This is a genomic window from Sulfitobacter sp. SBS6, from assembly GCF_048285585.1.
GTDB lineage: Bacteria > Pseudomonadota > Alphaproteobacteria > Rhodobacterales > Rhodobacteraceae > Sulfitobacter > Sulfitobacter pontiacus.
Genome location: NZ_JBLWBA010000005.1, coordinates 1,122,069 through 1,139,228, shown reverse-complemented (window position 1 = coordinate 1,139,228; position 17,160 = coordinate 1,122,069). Strand labels below are relative to the sequence as shown.

General features: G+C 60.4%; 16 protein-coding genes, 1 tRNA gene and 1 riboswitch. Of the genes, 10 read left to right on the top strand and 7 right to left on the bottom strand.

Features of this window, described 5'->3' with window-relative positions:
* Positions 1 to 52: 52 nt before the first annotated feature.
* The 4 genes from ACNQ62_RS08850 to ACNQ62_RS08835 form a co-directional block, all read right to left on the bottom strand.
* Complete coding sequence (locus ACNQ62_RS08850) at positions 53 to 2,479, bottom strand: TonB-dependent receptor (protein WP_418094680.1); 2,427 nt, start codon at positions 2,477 to 2,479, stop codon at positions 53 to 55.
* 186 nt (positions 2,480 to 2,665) lie between these two features.
* On the bottom strand, positions 2,666 to 3,142 hold the full coding sequence (locus ACNQ62_RS08845; RefSeq protein ID WP_005851872.1) for a hypothetical protein: 477 nt from the start codon (positions 3,140 to 3,142) through the stop codon (positions 2,666 to 2,668).
* Positions 3,139 to 3,303, bottom strand: coding sequence for a hemin uptake protein HemP (hemP, locus tag ACNQ62_RS08840; protein WP_009826214.1), 165 nt, complete (start codon positions 3,301 to 3,303; stop codon positions 3,139 to 3,141). Before hemP ends, ACNQ62_RS08845 begins: the two co-directional genes overlap by 4 nt.
* Before the next feature lie 357 nt (positions 3,304 to 3,660).
* Positions 3,661 to 5,304 (bottom strand): BCCT family transporter, encoded by a 1,644-nt coding sequence (locus ACNQ62_RS08835; protein ID WP_418094679.1) that lies wholly within the window; start codon positions 5,302 to 5,304, stop codon positions 3,661 to 3,663.
* Between the two features lie 366 nt (positions 5,305 to 5,670).
* On the opposite strand from ACNQ62_RS08835, the gene ACNQ62_RS08830 reads away from it, so the two are divergent.
* The 3 genes from ACNQ62_RS08830 (at position 5,671) to ACNQ62_RS08820 (ending at position 8,614) form a co-directional block, all read left to right on the top strand.
* Positions 5,671 to 6,432, top strand: a complete 762-nt coding sequence (locus tag ACNQ62_RS08830) for a hypothetical protein (protein ID WP_005851877.1) — start codon at positions 5,671 to 5,673, stop codon at positions 6,430 to 6,432.
* Positions 6,433 to 6,468: 36 nt separating this feature from the next.
* A riboswitch (cobalamin riboswitch) is annotated at positions 6,469 to 6,647 on the top strand.
* A gap of 49 nt (positions 6,648 to 6,696) precedes the next feature.
* Positions 6,697 to 7,377: a 5,6-dimethylbenzimidazole synthase gene (gene bluB / locus ACNQ62_RS08825; RefSeq protein ID WP_260004960.1), complete on the top strand. Its 681-nt coding sequence runs from the start codon at positions 6,697 to 6,699 to the stop codon at positions 7,375 to 7,377.
* Between the two features lie 238 nt (positions 7,378 to 7,615).
* On the top strand, positions 7,616 to 8,614 hold the full coding sequence (locus tag ACNQ62_RS08820) for a hypothetical protein (protein WP_288960855.1): 999 nt from the start codon (positions 7,616 to 7,618) through the stop codon (positions 8,612 to 8,614).
* 188 nt (positions 8,615 to 8,802) lie between these two features.
* On the opposite strand, the gene ACNQ62_RS08815 is transcribed toward ACNQ62_RS08820, so the two are convergent.
* Positions 8,803 to 8,877 (bottom strand) — tRNA-Thr (locus ACNQ62_RS08815).
* A gap of 84 nt (positions 8,878 to 8,961) precedes the next feature.
* On the opposite strand from ACNQ62_RS08815, the gene ACNQ62_RS08810 reads away from it, so the two are divergent.
* The 6 genes from ACNQ62_RS08810 (at position 8,962) to ACNQ62_RS08785 (ending at position 13,326) form a co-directional block, all read left to right on the top strand.
* The gene (locus ACNQ62_RS08810; RefSeq protein ID WP_009826219.1) at positions 8,962 to 9,162 is read left to right on the top strand and encodes a hypothetical protein; all 201 of its coding nucleotides are present in this window, start codon (positions 8,962 to 8,964) and stop codon (positions 9,160 to 9,162) included.
* Between the two features lie 3 nt (positions 9,163 to 9,165).
* A complete protein-coding gene (murA, locus tag ACNQ62_RS08805) occupies positions 9,166 to 10,437 on the top strand; it encodes a UDP-N-acetylglucosamine 1-carboxyvinyltransferase (protein WP_037943535.1) in 1,272 nt (423 codons plus the stop codon).
* Positions 10,434 to 10,904, top strand: coding sequence for a DUF2948 family protein (locus ACNQ62_RS08800; protein ID WP_005851890.1), 471 nt, complete (start codon positions 10,434 to 10,436; stop codon positions 10,902 to 10,904). Before murA ends, ACNQ62_RS08800 begins: the two co-directional genes overlap by 4 nt.
* A gap of 81 nt (positions 10,905 to 10,985) precedes the next feature.
* Positions 10,986 to 12,287 carry a histidinol dehydrogenase gene (hisD, locus tag ACNQ62_RS08795; RefSeq protein ID WP_418094678.1) on the top strand — a complete coding sequence of 434 codons (1,302 nt, stop codon included), beginning with the start codon at positions 10,986 to 10,988 and terminating at the stop codon, positions 12,285 to 12,287.
* Between the two features lie 94 nt (positions 12,288 to 12,381).
* Complete coding sequence (locus ACNQ62_RS08790; RefSeq protein ID WP_009826222.1) at positions 12,382 to 12,861, top strand: UPF0262 family protein; 480 nt, start codon at positions 12,382 to 12,384, stop codon at positions 12,859 to 12,861.
* A complete protein-coding gene (locus ACNQ62_RS08785; RefSeq protein ID WP_005851897.1) occupies positions 12,862 to 13,326 on the top strand; it encodes a low molecular weight phosphatase family protein in 465 nt (154 codons plus the stop codon).
* Between the two features lie 35 nt (positions 13,327 to 13,361).
* Here ACNQ62_RS08785 and ACNQ62_RS08780 read toward each other — a convergent pair whose 3' ends face one another.
* Both ACNQ62_RS08780 and ACNQ62_RS08775 read right to left on the bottom strand, forming a co-directional pair.
* Positions 13,362 to 13,721 carry a hypothetical protein gene (locus tag ACNQ62_RS08780; RefSeq protein ID WP_107277672.1) on the bottom strand — a complete coding sequence of 120 codons (360 nt, stop codon included), beginning with the start codon at positions 13,719 to 13,721 and terminating at the stop codon, positions 13,362 to 13,364.
* 156 nt (positions 13,722 to 13,877) lie between these two features.
* A complete protein-coding gene (locus tag ACNQ62_RS08775; RefSeq protein ID WP_037943540.1) occupies positions 13,878 to 14,972 on the bottom strand; it encodes a porin in 1,095 nt (364 codons plus the stop codon).
* Between the two features lie 355 nt (positions 14,973 to 15,327).
* On the opposite strand from ACNQ62_RS08775, the gene lepA reads away from it, so the two are divergent.
* Positions 15,328 to 17,127 carry a translation elongation factor 4 gene (lepA, locus tag ACNQ62_RS08770; protein ID WP_005851903.1) on the top strand — a complete coding sequence of 600 codons (1,800 nt, stop codon included), beginning with the start codon at positions 15,328 to 15,330 and terminating at the stop codon, positions 17,125 to 17,127.
* The last annotated feature ends 33 nt before the right edge of the window (positions 17,128 to 17,160 follow it).

Below are 17,160 nucleotides of genomic sequence, written 5' to 3'. Positions count from 1 at the left end.
GAGGGGATCGGCTGGCGGCGCGGGTCTGCGCCGCCAGCCTTGGGTGTGTGGTTTAGAACTTCATGCTGACAGAGATGGACGCAGAGCGACCCGGTGCCACGTAGACGAATGGCGTGCCTGAGCGGTACAGCGCGTCATAGTAGGTTTCGTCCAGCACGTTATCGATGCGGAAGTTGACCGAGGCATCATCCGTGATGTGGTAATCCGCCATCAGGTCAAAGCGCCAGTAGCTTGGCAGCTCGTTGCCGTTGGTGGCCGCGAATGTGCCGCCCTGAACGCTGCCGCGCCATGTGGCTTGGCCGCCAAAGCTCCACTGGTCGTTATAGTCGTAACGGGCCAGTACGTTGAACTGCTCGTGCGCGATATTCGCGAACTCTTCGCCAACGTTGTCGGGGTTGCTGCTTTTCAGCACTTCGCTGTCCATCAGGGTCGCACCGCCGAACAGGCTCAGCTTTTCGGTGATGTTGCCGCCAAAGCCCAGCTCGATCCCGCGGACGCGGTATTCGCCGGTCGCGGTGGTCACAACAGGTGCGCCGCGGCCGCCTGTGCTTTCACGGGCATTGTCCTTGGTGGTCTGGAACAATGCTGCGGTGGCGGTCAGGTTGCCGAACTGCCATTTGGTGCCCAGTTCAATCGCGGTGTTTTCTTCAGGCTCCAGCAGCAGGTTCGAGGAATCGATCCCGTTGTAGCTGCCGCCGCCTGCGTCCAGTTCATCCCCGACAGGATTGGTGGAGGTGGCATAGGACAGGTAGATCGACCCGTTGTCGCGGGGTTTCCAGACAACACCGGCATTCCAGTTGAACATGGTGTCATCGCGCGACAGCGTATCGGCACCGGCTTGCGTGGTGGTCCGGCTGACGCTGTAGTCATCCAGACGGGCACCAAGGTTCAACTGCCACTGCGGATTAAAGGTGATCGTGTCGTTCAGATACAGCGACCGTGTGGTGACATCGGTCAGCGTCGCATCGGCGCTGCGGACAGGTGTCGCTGTGGAACAGCCGCTGGTGTCGGGGTTGTAGATCGCGACGGAGCACCCTTCGAGACGGTCCTCGGCAGTGCCGCCCCCCACTTCGGAGGATAGGCCGACATAGCCGCGCTGGCTGATTTCTTCACGCGACAGCGCGAAGCCCGCGATCATGTCATGGCGCGCCGACCCGGTGTTGAAACCAAAGGAAAGCTCGCTGGTGTTCGACGCCACTTCGTTGACCTGATACCGGCTTTTGGGGGAAGCCGTCAGCGTCCAGTTCTGCGGATCGGCATCCGAGGTGTCAGGGCGTTCAGGTGCCGACACGATATAGTCGTTCTCGGTCCGGCTGAGACGGGAGCGGTTGGTGAATGTCATGCCCGGTGTGATTTCAAAGGTCGCGCCGAAGGTGGCAACGCTTTGTGTCGCATCGTGGAAATCGCGGTCTGGGTTGCCGTAGAAGGTATCACGGTCCAGCGTTGGACGGCCTGCAGCGGATTCGGTGAAGGGCACGCCGTTGGTGCCATCCCATGGCACACCCCAGTCCGGCATCTGTTTCATCTGCAGCTGGTAGGCTTCGAAATCCAGTGTCAGACGGTCGGTCGCTTCGTATTCGGCAGCGATGGACAGACCCAGACGGTCGTCTTTGCTCCCGTCGCGGCCGGCAACGTCGCTGACTTGGGCGACGGCACCGATGCGGGTCTTGAAGCGGTCGTTCCAGACCTTGTTCCAGTCGACTTCCTGACGCGCCAGATCGGCGGTGCCAAAGGTCGTGGTGGTTTTGACGAAGTCCGTATCCTGCGCCTTTTTGGTCACCAGATTGACCGCGCCGCCGGTGGTCGAGCGCCCACCGATGGAGCCAGACGGGCCTTTGGTGATCTCGACCTGTTCGGCCATAAATGTTTCGCGCACGGCAACGCCGGAATCACGCACGCCGTCGATGAAGACGTCGTTGGAGGACCGGAAGCCGCGGATGAACAGAACGTCGCCGAATGCGTTGCCGCCTTCGCCAGTGCCCAATGTGATGCCGGGGGTGGTGCGGGCGAGCTCACGCACCGATGTCGCGTTCTTGTCGCGCAGCACTTCCTGGGTGACGGCGGTAACCGTGCGCGGTGTATCGACCAGCGGTTGCGTCAGCAGCGAGTTGCCCGATTGAACGGCCTGATATCCGGCTTCGGGGTTGGCGTAGGGCGACAGACCGTTCTCGCCAGCGACGGGCGCGGCGGGGGCGGCAGCAACGGGGGCCTCGGCCACGACGGGTGCAGGGGCGGGTGCCGGTGTCGCGCGGGGGGCAGGGGTCGCCGCGGCGCGTTTCTTGGCGGGTTGTGGTTTGGGCTTGGCGGCCTGCGGCTCTGAGGTTTCTACCTCGATCCCGGGAAGCAGCAGCGGCTCGTCGCTGGATTGCGCATAAAGTGCTGCAGGAGACGTCGCGCCGATGGCGGCGGCCGTCATCATGCCGATGCTGCGGCTGGCCGTGTGGCCACGCAAGCTGTGTGGTGTTTTCGTCTGAGTCATATCGCCCTCGTCATTGCCCATTCGGGCTGTTTTTAGGGGGCTGGTCTGGACGATTGGCTACCTATTCACGGGCGGGTTACTAAGACTGATAAAAACAATCAAGTATTAAACTTCGGCAACCTTACAAAAATTTCAATGGGTTGTGGCGTTGCACGTAAGGCGTTGATCGGGCGCGCGAAGCGCCCGCTAATGCAGCGTCGGTGCTGCTTCCATTTGCGCGACCTCGCTTGGCGCGCTCAGGCGCATCCGTTTGAGCGCCAGCCCGAAATCCGCAGCAAGCGATGCCACCAGCGGGGCCATATCGGCGCGGACCAGCAGGGTCGCGATCAGCATCGCGTCTTCGCGCTGTCCGTCCGTGGCTGTCGCGATGAAGTTCGCAAAGCAGGATTCGTCCGATCCCAGACATTTGCACGTGACCGAATGGCGCATCAAAGGCCGCCGCCCGAACCGTGCACAAAGCGAGCATAGCTGTTCAAACGTAGCGAGCGCCTTGCTCCCGTTGGTGTGGCCGAGGACGCTGGCAAAATCACTGCTGACTTTTTCCTGTGCATCAGGCCCGTCACACCACATCCGCAAATAGATGACCGACGCGGCCTGAAGGCTGTCCAGCTCTGTGATGAACCCTACCGGGGCACCGCCGGGGTGCTGATGTGCGTCATTCATTTGGTCAGGATCAATTTGCCAGCGCGTGTGATTCGCAAGGTGTAGGTCTGGGTATCCAGCACGATTTGGGCCAGATCTCCGCCTTCGGTCAGGTCGCGGGCAGAGTAGGTCGGCAGCGCGTTCATCGGGGCTTGGGTCTTTGGGGGGGCATGAAATGTCATAGGGCTGCTCTATCAATGGTCATGGAAAAGGAACGTTGCACGCGGCACCGATCATCAGGCAGCCCTGCGGCTTGGTCCTGACGGTGAACGGCAGTCTGCGTTCTGGGGAATGGTCTCATCGTGGGACTCCTCACATCATATGTGTCGGGCGTCCCCGTGATCACAGGCGGGGTGGCTAGACGTTTCCATAAACCTGATTGAAATTATAGGGTATGTCAATCCGACAGTTTTAGTCGGAATACTTTGGGCGCCTTTTTGTTTGTCTGAGTCGTGCAAAAGAATACCCCCCGCAGCACGGGGCGGCGGGGGGTATAAGGCGCTTTGACCGGCAAAGCACAAACGTCGGTTCGGGTTGCGTTATTGCGTCTTCATCTCGGCGCGCAGGCCGCGGAAGATTGCGTAGCACAGGAACAGCAGCACCACAGTAAAGGGCAATCCGGTCGAGATAACCATCGACTGAAGCGACTTTAGCCCGCCTGCAGACAGCAGCAATACGATCGCTACGGCACCTTCGAAGATGCACCAGAACACGCGCTGTGGCGCAGGTGCGTCGACCTTGCCGCCTGCCGTGATCGTATCGATCACCAGCGAGCCGGAGTCAGACGAGGTCACGAAGAACACGATGACCAAGACGATCCCGATCAGCGATGTGATCCCGGCGAGCGGAAGCGCATCCAGCATGGCGAACAGCTGGCGTGGCAGCTCTGCCTCTTGCGCGGCGGTGTAGCCGTCGCTGATCACCTGATCGATTGCCATGCCACCAAAGACGCTCATCCACAGGACGCAAACGAGGCTCGGGATCAGCAGGACGCAGGTCAGGAACTCACGTACGGAACGGCCACGGCTGACGCGGGCGATGAACATGCCGACGAAAGGGGACCAGCTGATCCACCATGCCCAGTAGAACGATGTCCAGCCCTGCATAAAGTTGACGTCTTCACGGCCGATCGGATTGGACAGACCTGGCAGATATTCCACATAGGCCAGCAGCGATGACCCGAAGGTCGACAGGATCGCCAGCGTCGGTCCGACCAACAGCACGAAGGCCAGCAGCAAGAACGCCAGACCCATGTTGATCTCTGACAGGACTTTGACCCCGCCATCAAGGCCGCGCAGCACGGATACGGTCGCAATCGCGGTGATGCCGGTGATCAGCAGAACCTGAGTTGTTGGACCAACCGCCAGACCAAAGAGCTCGTTCAAGCCCGCGTTGGCTTGCGTGGCACCCAGACCAAGCGATGTCGCCAGACCAAAGAGCGTTGCAAATACGGCGAGAATGTCGATCACGTGACCGGGCCAGCCCCAGACGCGTTCCCCCAGGATCGGGTAAAAGGCAGAGCGGATGGTCAGGGGAAGACCCTTGTTATAGCTGAACAGCGCCAGCGCCAGACCAACAACGGCATAGATCGCCCAAGGGTGCAGGCCCCAGTGGTAGATCGTGGCCGCCATACCCAAACGCACCGCTTCGGCCTGATCGCCCGCTGCCGCGCCCAAAGGTGCCCAATCGGTGCGCAGGCCGTCTTCGCCAACAGCTGTGCCACCCATGGAGCTCGAGAAATGCGATAGCGGTTCAGAGACGCCATAGAACATCAGACCGATGCCCATGCCCGCCGCGAACAGCATCGAGAACCATCCAAGGTAGGTATAGTCGGGGCTTGCTTCGGCCCCGCCAAGACGCACACGGCCCAAAGGCGTGACGATCAGGAACAGGCAGAACAGCACAAAAATGTTGCCGGCAGAGATAAAGAACCAGTCAAAGCCCTTTGTCACCGACGAAAACAGCCATGTGAACAGCGCGCCAGACTGTTCGGGCAGCGCGAGTGTATAGAATACAAAGGCAACAATACACACACCCGAGATCGCGAAGACCGGGTTGTGAATGTCGAAGCCGAAGGGCCCCACGCTGCCTTCTTTGTTGTCTTGGCCGATCTCGTAATCCGTGTCGATTACGGCAGCGGCCCCGTCGGGTGTCGGGATACCCGGCGACGTTTCATCTGTCATTAGATGCTCTCCATTTTATGTATTTGCGACTAATCATAGCGCAACTCCGACAAAACGACCACCGCTGCGCGGGAATTAAGTAAATGAATATCATGGCTTAGCCCCCGGATGCGGGCTTGACGCCCCGTTTGCGGGTCGCGGGCTATGCGTTTTTTCCGTGGTTTACCGCGAATCCCCTCTTTGGATTCGGGTGAAACACCGGGGCGGATCCGCGTGCCTCAACGCCCAAGCCCGTCTGAACGGAGGGGGCAACCGCACCGCGGGATAGCGCCCTATCCCAAAAGATATGCCGTCCTATCCGTCCATGGCCCCGACCCACCTGCTTGCGCAAATGAAAGCGCGGGCGTCTGCGGTCACCATGGTCCCATGACAAATTTTTTCATCATGGGGGATGATATGAAAGTTACTTGCACACTACCAATTATCGCAACCGCGGCACTTCTGGCCGCTACCACTGTCAGCGCCGAAGGGTTCAGCCTGTCCGGTGCGCGCTCTGCCATGCAAAGCGACATCTCGTTCAACGTCATGCAATCCGCAGGGCAGGGTCAGATCAAGCTGCGCCATAAGGTCCAGCCCAAAGCGCAGGTCCGGTCCAAAACCGTGAGCAGCCGCAGCCGGTCTTTCCAAGAGCTCAGCGGGGTCAGCACGGCCGCGGACCTCAAAAGCCTCATCGCTTGGGCCGAGGCGGGTCCGAAGGGCTATGACGCCGTGCAATACGGGGCCAAACGGCTGCCGCCACAGCGTCCGACGCAAATGACCATCGGCGAAATCTACCGCTGGATCGACCGCACGCCGGGCCAACCGCATGCCATCGGTCGATACCAGTTCATTCCATCCACGCTGCGCAGTCTGGTGCGGCAGGCGGGGCTAAGCAAGAATGACCGCTTTACCTCGGCGGTTCAGGACGGGCTGGCGGATATCCTTTTGGTCGACGCGGGGTTTAACGCCTTCAAGAAGGGCAAGATCAGCCGCCACCGCTTTATGGAAAACCTCGCACGTATCTGGGCCGGTTTCCCGACCTCTAACGGGCGGTCCTATTATCACGGCTATGCAGGCAACAAGGCCGTCATCTCGTGGAACGAGTTCGACGCCGTGATGAAGAAGATTTTCGCAACCAAACGCGGCTGACCCCCGCGTTAGGGCTTGTTCCGGGCGGACAGCCGTGGCCCAATGGCCGGGTCTGGTGTCCGCCTCGCGGAAGAATCGGGAAGCTGGTGAAACTCCGGCACGTGCCCAACGCTGTAATGGGGATGGTTTGCGCATAGGCCACTGGAATATTCCGGGAAGGCGCGCGGACCAGACGACCCTAAGTCAGAAGACCGGCCAGACAGTACAGCTTGCCCCGCATGGACAGCGGGATTGGCGCTTAAACGTATTGTTGGGGACTGAACAATGCCGATACCCTCTGCGCTGGCACCCGCCGCGCCTTTTTCAGATGCTGAACGCGACGCCGTCTACAAGGCGATCTTTACCCGCCGCGATGTACGCGATCAGTTTTTACCCGATCCACTGGCCGAGGATGTGTTGCACCGCATACTGACCGCCGCGCATCACGCACCGTCCGTCGGGTTGTCACAGCCGTGGAATTTCATCGTCATCCGCGATCAGGCCGCACGCGATCAGGTCTGGCAAGCCTTCAACCGCGCCAACGAGGAAGCCGCCCAGATGTTCGAGGGCGACCGCCAGACAAGCTACAGGTCGCTGAAGCTCGAAGGTATCCGCAAGGCGCCGGTCAATATCTGCGTGACCTGTGACCGCAGCCGTGGCGGCAAGGTCGTGCTGGGGCGCACCCATAATCAAAGCATGGATCTTTACAGCACCGTCTGCGCGATCCAGAACCTCTGGCTTGCCGCCCGCGCCGAGGGCATCGGGATGGGCTGGGTCAGCGTGTTCCGCGATGCCGATCTGCGTGACCTGCTGAATATCCCCGACCGGATAGAGATCGTCGGCTACCTCTGTCTGGGCCACGTGGACGAGCTTTACCAGACGCCCGAACTTGAGGTGAAAGGCTGGAGCAAACGGCTCCCCGTGGACGAGATGATCTTTGATGGTACGTGGCAGGGCGACCCTTAGTCACTGCCCGTCCCGCTCACGTTGCCACCTCCCGCAATGCGAGTATTTTGCGCGGTCAGCGGAACTATGCCGGTTCCCTGACGTTGCCTTTGTGAAGCCAGTGCATCCCGCGTCTGGCACGCAAAGAGGAAGTATTCAAAATGGGCGGTATCATTTATCTCGTTGGTCTTGTGGTCGTGGTTATGGCGGTGCTGTCGCTGGTCGGCTTGGCGTAATCAAACGCCGGGGAGGCATTTACATGAACACGACACTTACTGAAAAAACTGCCGATGGATCCTATGTCGACTGGCCCGCAATTTTCGCGGGCACTGTTGTCGCTGTGGCGATCGGCCTCTTGCTGACCACCTTCGGCGCGGCACTTGGCCTGTCGTCGATCACGCTGGACGGAACTGACAATTCATCGACGCTTGAACTGGTGCTGACCGCGCTGTGGATGGTGATCACGCTCGTCGCCTCCTATCTGGCCGGTGGTTATATCGCGGGCCGCATGCGCCGCCGCGTCGAAAGCGCTACGGATGATGAAGTCACTGCACGTGACGGGATCAACGGTCTGGTTGTTTGGGGCCTCGGCTCTGTGATCTCCGCCGTGATGCTATCAAGCGCGTTGAGCTTTGCAGCCAATACCGCGGGCAATGTTGCTGCGGGTGCAGGCAAAGCGGCTGGTACGGTCGTCGAAGCTGCGGGCTCTGCCGTGGGAGGTGCTGCCTCCGGGCTGGCCGATGCGGCGGGTGCTGCAATCCCGGATGAGGCCAAGAATGATCCGACAGATTACCTGTCGAACCAGCTTTTGCGCCCCAATCAGGTCGACCCGCTTACAGCCGATCCCGAGCAATTGGCAGAGCAGACCGCCAGCATCGTCGCGAATATCTACCGCACGGGTGAGGTGAGCGAGGAAGACCGGACCTATCTTGCCGGCGCTGTTGCCGCACGCACCGATCTGACCCAGGCTCAGGCGAAAGAGCGTGTGGACCAGATCGTGACCCAGGCACAGGAAGCGCGTCAGGAAGTCGAAGACGCTGTAGCCGCTGCCAAGGCCGAGGCTGAACAAGCCGCAGCAGAGGCGAAAGAAGCAGCGGTTGAGGCTGCGCAAACCGCGCGTAACGCCGGTATCCTGACCGCCTTTGTGCTGGCCGCCGCGTCGCTGATTGCCGGTGTGGCATCTGTTGCAGGGTCGGTCCATGGGGGCCGCCACCGCGATCAGGGCCGTCTGTTTGCCGGTCTGACATATCGCGGCTAAATTGCTTCACGTGAAAATCGAAACCCCGGCGGCGCAAGCGGTCGGGGTTTTCTTCTGCCATCGTGATTCGGGATGTTCCGGGGCAGGGGGCGCTGCGACGACTTCAGGCGCAGCCATGGCACATGCAAAAACCGCGACGCTAAATAAATAAGGCATCAGGGCAAAGCGATATGTTTAAAGGGGGGATCTGGTGCTGAAGGGGAGGATTGAACTCCCGACCTCGTCATTACCAATGACGCGCTCTACCACTGAGCTACTCCAGCACTGTGGGCGGGTGATTAGACCCATTCGCAATATGGTGCAAGCGTAATCTGGACCATATCGGTCCGCTGCGCTAGACAATCGACATGTCAAAGGATACCGCCCCACAAAAGCCGCCAAAACCCAATGTATTGCGGGAAGACAGGCTGAAAGCCGCGCTGAAAGCCAATATGGGCCGACGCAAGGCGCAAGCGCGTGCGCGCAGCGACAAAAGCCAAAGCGACGACACGCAAAATAATAACGCGCAGACAGATAACGGGCCGACCGGCCAAACCAAGGAAGGCTGAAGGATGGATTCGATTGTGGTCAAAGGCGGCGGTGCGCTGTCGGGACAAATTCCGATTGCGGGGGCCAAGAACGCCTGTCTGACGCTTATGCCCGCGACCCTGCTGTCCGAAGAGCCGCTGACGCTGACCAACGCGCCGCGCCTGTCCGACATCCGCACCATGACCGAATTGCTGCGGTCCCTGGGGGCGGAGGTGACATCGATGCAGGACGGTCAGGTTCTGGCGATGTCGTGTCATGGCGAGATCAACACGCGCGCCGAATATGACATCGTGCGCAAGATGCGCGCGTCGAACCTTGTGCTGGGGCCGCTGCTGGCCCGCGAAGGGCACGCGCAGGTATCATTGCCGGGCGGCTGCGCGATTGGTGCGCGTCCGATGGATATTCACACCGACGGTCTGGCCCTGATGGGCGCAGAGATCGACTTGCGTGACGGTTATCTGCACGCCAAGGCGCAAGGCGGGGCATTGAAAGGTGCGGTCATCGATTTCCCCTTTGCCTCCGTCGGCGCGACCGAGAACATCATGATGGCTGCGACCTTGGCCAAGGGCACGACGGTGATCAACAACGCCGCACGCGAGCCCGAGATCGTGGATCTCGCGGATTGTTTGCGTGCTATGGGCGCGCAGATTGAAGGCGACGGCACCAGCCGGATCGAGATTCAGGGCGTGGACCGCCTGCATGGGGCGACCCACCGTGTTGTGACCGACCGGATCGAACTGGGCACCTATATGCTCGCCCCGGCGATGTGTGGTGGCGAGGTTGAATTGCTGGGCGGGCGCATCGACCTGCTGTCGGCTTTCTGCGAGAAGCTTGACGCAGCAGGGATCGACGTGACCGAGACGGATAAAGGTCTGAAAGTCGCGCGGCGCAATGGCGTGATCAACGCGGTGAATGTCACGACTGAACCTTTCCCCGGTTTCCCCACCGACCTGCAAGCCCAGATGATGGCGCTGCTGTGTACGGCGGACGGTACCTCGGTGCTGGAAGAGAAAATCTTCGAGAACCGCTTTATGCACGCGCCCGAGCTGATCCGCATGGGGGCCGATATCGAGGTCCACGGCGGCACCGCGACGGTTCACGGCGTCAAAAAGCTGAAAGGTGCGCCGGTGATGGCGACCGATCTGCGCGCGTCGATTTCTCTGATCCTTGCCGGTATGGCCGCCGAAGGCGAAACGCGCGTCAGCCGTGTCTACCATCTGGATCGCGGGTACGAACATGTGGTGGCTAAACTGCGCGGCGTGGGCGCAAATATTGAACGGATCAAAGACCAATGACCGAAGATGCACGTTTCGAAGACGGGCGCGAAGCCCCGCTGAACCTCGGCGCGCTGGATGCCGATGACCTCAAGGTGATCTCCTCGCTGGCGCAGGATGCTGTGTTTCCGGGGTCGGAAATGCGCTGGCTGCAAAAAGAAGGGCGCTTTGCCCTGCTGCTGAACCGCGTGCGGTGGGAAGACGCGGGCAAATCGCGCCACGCCCCGGAACGCGTGCAAACAATCTTGATGTTCAGCAACGTGCAGCGCGTGTCCAGCCAGGGCGTGAACAAGGGGGATGCGGATACCATCCTGTCGCTGTTGCAGATCGAATTTACCGAAACCGATGCGCCCTCGGGCGACGTGCTGCTGACCCTCGCGGGGGACGGTGTGATCCGGCTGACGGTCGAAGCGCTGGATGTGACCTTGAAGGATGTGACGCGCCCCTATGTGGCCCCATCGCGCAAGCTGCCGGAACATCCGGCCTAAGCGTTCTTCCACATTCTGTGCCGTGCGGGTCGCCCGCGTGGCATCCCTTCAAAGCCCATTGCACGTTGCAAAGGACATCCGATGCCCCAATTCCTAGACTTCGATCAGCCCGATTTCGAACAGGCGTTCACCGCGCTGCTTTCTGCCAAACGTGAAGACAGCCCCGACGTGGACGACACAGTGGCCGAGATCATCGCGCAGGTGCGGTCCAAAGGCGATGCCGCTGTGATCGAGCTGACCCAGAAGTTCGACCGCATCGCGCTGACCCCCGACACCCTGCGCATCACCGCGGCTGAAGTCGACACCGCGGTTGCCCAAGTCTCGGACGCGGATCGCTCAGCGCTTGAGCTGGCTGCGGCGCGTATCCGTGCCTATCACGAACGGCAGCTGCCCGAGGATGCGCAGTGGCAGGACGACGCCGGTGCCACGCTCGGCTGGCGGTGGAGCGCGGTATCCGCCGCAGGGCTTTATGTGCCCGGTGGTCTGGCAAGCTACCCTTCCTCTGTCTTGATGAACGCGATCCCGGCCAAGGTCGCGGGGGTTGAGCGGCTTGCGATGGTCGTGCCCACGCCGGACGGGGTGCTGAACCCGCTGGTGTTGCTGGCTGCGCGGCTGGCGGGGGTTGATGAGATTTACCGCATCGGTGGGGCGCAGGCAGTGGCGGCGCTGGCCTATGGCACCAACACGATCCCCCCCGTCGACAAGATCACCGGCCCCGGCAATGCCTATGTCGCTGCCGCGAAACGGCGGGTGTTTGGCAAGGTGGGCATCGACATGATCGCGGGCCCGTCCGAAATTCTCGTGATCGCGGATGGGGACAACGATGCTGACTGGATCGCGCTTGATCTGCTCAGCCAGGCCGAACACGACGAAAGCGCTCAATCGATCCTGATCACCACGGACAAGGCGTTTGGCCGCGCGGTGTCGGATGCTGTGGATGCGCGGTTGGAAACGCTGGAACGGCGCGCGATTGCGGGCACCAGCTGGCGCGAGAACGGGGCGATCATTACCGTGCCGGATCTGGCGACAGCCGCCAAGTTGAGCAACCGTATCGCGCCTGAGCACCTTGAACTTTGCGTCGCGGATGTGGATGCGCTAAGCGCGCAGATCACCCACGCGGGCGCGATCTTCCTTGGTCAATGGACGCCCGAAGCGATTGGCGATTACGTGGGCGGGCCGAACCACGTGCTGCCCACGGCGCGCTCTGCGCGGTTTTCTAGCGGGCTGTCGGTGCTGGACTTTATGAAGCGCACGACACTGGCACGGATGACGCCGAACGCGCTGCGCGCGATCGGCCCGTCGGCGGAACGTCTGGCGCGATCCGAAAGCCTTGAGGCGCACGGTCTGTCGGTCACCGCACGGCTGCGCAAACTGAACGACTGACGCAACGGCCCTTTGCCCGGCCCGCCGATGTCAATTGTAGAACCCCGCCGCCCGGTCTAAGGTCGGCGGGATAGACACTAAATGAGACGTCCCCATGTCCCGGATCACGCATATCGCGCTTGACGACGCGAACCTGCCCCCGCCCACGCCCGAGATAGAGCAAGAGCGCAAGGTCGCCATGTTTGATCTGCTGGAGGACAACGTCTTTACCCTGCCGTCGCGCGATGATCGCCCGGTGCCACAAGGGCCGTACCATCTGGGCCTGTCGATCCGTGACAAACGGCTGGTGTTTGATGTGAACACCGAAAGCGCTGAAAAGGCGGCGGAATTCCATCTGTCGCTGGGGCCGTTCCGGCAGGTTGTCAAAGACTATTTCCAGATTTGCGAATCCTATTTCGAGGCGGTCAAGAAATCCGCCCCCTCGCAGATAGAGACCATCGATATGGCACGGCGCGGGATTCACAACGAAGGGTCTCGGGTGTTGCAAGAGCGGCTTGAAGGCAAGGCCGAGATCGATACAGATACGGCCCGCCGCCTGTTCACCCTCATCTGCGTTCTGCACTACGGCGGCTAGATGACCCAGAAACTGCCCCAATCGGTGCTGTTTTGCTGCGATCACAACGCGGTGCGGTCGCCTATGGCCGAAGGGTTGATGAAAAAGTTCTACGGCACGGGCACCTATGTGCAATCCGTCGGCGTGATGAACGATCTGGAAATCGACGGTTTCTCTATCGCGGTGTGCCAAGAGCTGGACGTGGAACTATCCCGCCACCGGTCCCGCAGTTTCGACGAGATGGAGAATTGGGGCGATGATCTAAGCTCTTTCGATCTGATCATCGCGCTGAGCCCCGCCAGCCAACGCCGCGCGCTGGAACTGACGCGGTTCTATCATCTGACTGTGGAATATTGGCCGATCCTCGACCCGACAGGGCTGGGGGAAACGCGCGATGCCAAGATCGCGCAATACCGCGCCGCCCGTGATCAGATCAAAGACCGTCTGATTGACCGTTTCGGCCCGCCTTCGCGGCCACAGATCTAGGGCAGGGGCGTGCCCCTGCCGCCGGTGTCACGGTCTTAGGTGGCGCTGCACAGGGTCGATGCTGTCTGGCCATAGGCTTTCCATACAGCCCAGAAATCATTGTCGCTTTTGCGGTCGGACTGGCGCGCCTCTTGCAGGCTGTGAGGGTCCGAGAAAACGCGTACGCCACGGCGCTGTTCTGACGAAGAAAGCTCTTTGTCGGCAACGGCCTGGATACAGCCGCAGCGCGCCGCGCTCGCCTGTTTGCGCCCCGATTTCATGCAGGCGTTGTGGATCGGCCCGGTGGCGAACAAGACAGCGCCCCGGCCAAAGCCGCCGCTGGGGTTATAGCCGCGCGGTCCGCCGCAAGCGGCCAGCGTGCCAACAACACAGATCATCGTGAAAAGTCGTACCATCGTTTTGCCTCATCTCTCGGACGCCGGGTTGATCCCGAGGCTGCCCTAACTGCTGCTGGCATTTATGCCGGAAAACTGCAGATTGAGCAATTCACGATTGAGGGCGCAAAACGGAAATGCCTTTGCCCGAACAGATCGGGCAAAGGCGTGTGTTGCTTAGAACTTCCAGCGCGCACCAACGAAGGTCACGTCCAGATCCTGATAGGATGCCGACGGATCGTCGAAGTCATAGGTGCGGTGTGTTGCGTAAAGCTCGGTGTTGTATGCGTCGAGGCGCTGAACAACGGCGACACCCACGGAAGAGGTGCTGGACCCTGCGACAACAAAGTCGTTCCCGTCGTAGTAATCAACGGAGAAGGATGTCGAACCGGCTGCGATGTAATCACGGGTGATGCCCGCTTTGATGTAGGCGTAGTCTGCGTCACCCGCAACGCGGCGACCTGCGGAAACCGCGAGGTTCAGACCGGTTGGTTGGTGCAGAACAGCGGCGGAGCCCATGACCAGATCGTTGCTGGTGTCGCGGAACGAATAGCCCAAGCGCGCGTCGACCGAATAGTCGCCGTAGTCTTGAACGTAGCGTGTGCCGACATCGGTGTAGTCGTTGTCATCGCCCGAGCTCAGGACTTCCTGACCATAGGAAACCGATGCGGAGAAGCCGTTGAACACAGGTGTGTCATAGCGCACGCGGAAGCGGCGGCTGCCGTCGAAAGAGCTGTTGGTGCCCCCGATTGTAACGCTCGACAGCGTGCCGTCTGCGAAACGCAGTTGCTGGCTGCCCGCGATGTCGCTGATGCCCACATAGGCGGCAACACCGGTGCCCGAGAAGTCAGCTTCGGCCGAGCCATCTGTCGACGTGCTGCCTTGACCAAACGAGAAGATACCCGCGTTTGGCGTGCGGTATGTCAGGTCCAGTTTGCGCAGTTCGGTGCGGTGGTAGTCGAAATCCAGGCTGTCGTCGTCGCCATTGATGGCAGAGGACCCGGTCAGGCCAAGGCCAGCTTCGAAGGTCAGACGCAGTTCGGACCCGTTTTGCAGCGCTTGGGTCATGGTCAGACCAACACGGCTGTTGGAGTTGTCGTTGTCGATAAACGTGGTGTTTGTGTCTTCACCATCGTCAACGCTCAGAACGCCAAAGTTCAGTTGGCCGTAAACGTCCCAGACGGGGCCTTCTTGGGCCTGTGCCAGCGCGGGAAGCGACGCCAGACCAAGGGCTGCAACGGTCACTGTGCCAAGCGAGTGTTTCATCTTCATCTCAAAATTCCTTATTCGCCCGATCTGCAAGGGTGCAGACCATTTGAGAAGGCCGATCTAACGCCGCCGCCCGCGGGATAAAACCATAAGGCAGCCATACGAAATGCCGGTGTTGCAACATTGCTAAAGGGGGCGGTACCGCGCAGTACTGCCAAGCGCCTTGATATATTGGCGTTGGCGGCGGTATGCGGTTTCTGCATGGCAGGTGACCGCGAAAAAATCGCATCCCCCCTTTGACGTTTGCGATCAGAATGCAGGTAAATCCGCCGACGCGCGTCAAATGCCCTAAGGATCAAGGGGAACAGGCGATCCAGCCCATTGACCAGCGCTTGAATCCGCACCATATCCTTGCCTCATGACACCACTTTCACATATCCGCAATTTCTCCATCGTCGCGCACATCGATCATGGTAAATCCACGCTCGCCGATCGCCTGATCCAAGAGACGAACACCGTTTCCCTGCGCGATATGAAAGCGCAGATGCTCGACTCGATGGATATCGAGCGCGAGCGCGGGATCACGATCAAGGCCCAGACGGTGCGGATCAACTATACCGCCCAGAACGGCGAGGAATATATCCTCAATCTGATCGACACCCCCGGTCACGTCGACTTTGCCTACGAGGTCTCTCGCTCCATGCGCGCGGTCGAAGGATCGCTGCTGGTCGTGGACAGCACCCAAGGCGTAGAGGCGCAGACGCTCGCCAACGTGTATCACGCGATTGATGCGGATCACGAGATCGTGCCGGTTCTCAACAAGATCGACCTGCCTGCGTCCGACTGCGACCGCGTGGCGGAACAGATCGAGGATGTGATCGGGATCGATGCTTCCGAAGCGATCCGTGTTTCGGCCAAGACAGGTCAGGGCATTGTCGAAACGCTTGAAGCCATCGTGCATAAGCTGCCCGCACCAAAGGGCACGCAGGACGCGCCGTTGAAGGCGATGCTGGTCGATTCATGGTACGACAGCTATCTGGGCGTCATCGTTCTGGTGCGGATCATGGATGGTCAGCTGAAAAAAGGCGACCGTATCCGCATGATGCAGAACGGGTCGGTGCACCACGTCGACCGTATCGGCGTTTTCCGTCCCGCCATGACCGAGATCGACAGCCTCAACCCCGGCGAGATCGGGTTTCTGACCGCATCGATCAAACAGGTCCGCGACACACGGGTCGGGGATACAATCACGCACGAGAAAAAGGGCACCGAAACCCCGCTGCCGGGCTTTAAGCCAGCGCAGCCCGTGGTGTTCTGTGGTCTGTTCCCAGTGGACGCAGCCGAGTTCGAAGACCTGCGCGACAGTATCGAAAAGCTGGCGCTGAACGACGCGTCTTTCAGCTTCGAGATGGAAACATCCGCCGCCCTGGGTTTCGGTTTCCGCTGCGGCTTCCTTGGCCTGCTGCACCTTGAAGTCATTCGTGACCGGATCGAGCGCGAGTATGACATCGACCTGATCACCACCGCGCCGTCGGTTATCTATGACATCCACATGAAAGACGGCACGGTCGAGCAGTTGCACAATCCCGCCGACATGCCCGACCTGACCTTCGTGGACCACATCGAAGAACCACGCATCAAGGCGACCATCCTTGTGCCGGATGAATATCTTGGTGACGTGCTCAAGCTGTGTCAGGACCGTCGCGGCATCCAGATGGACCTGACCTATGCGGGCAGCCGCGCGATGGTTGTTTATGATCTGCCGTTGAACGAAGTGGTTTTCGACTTCTATGACCGGTTGAAGTCGGTGACCAAGGGCTATGCCTCGTTCGACTATCAGATGATCGGCTACCGTCAGGATGCGCTGGTCAAGATGTCTATTCTGGTCAACGACGAACCTGTGGATGCGCTCAGCACTATGGTGCACCGCGACCGCGCCGAAATGCGCGGCCGTGCCATGGTTGAAAAGCTCAAGGATCTGATCCCGCGGCACATGTTCAAGATCCCGATTCAGGCGGCCATCGGCGGCAAGGTGATCGCGCGCGAAACCCTATCGGCGATGCGCAAGGATGTGACCGCGAAATGCTACGGCGGCGACGCCTCGCGGAAACGCAAGCTGTTGGATAAACAGAAGGCGGGTAAGAAGAAAATGCGCCAGTTCGGCAAGGTCGACATCCCGCAAGAGGCATTTATCTCTGCCTTGAAGATGGACAGCTAAGACGATTGTTGAAAGGGGCGCTTCATGCGCCCC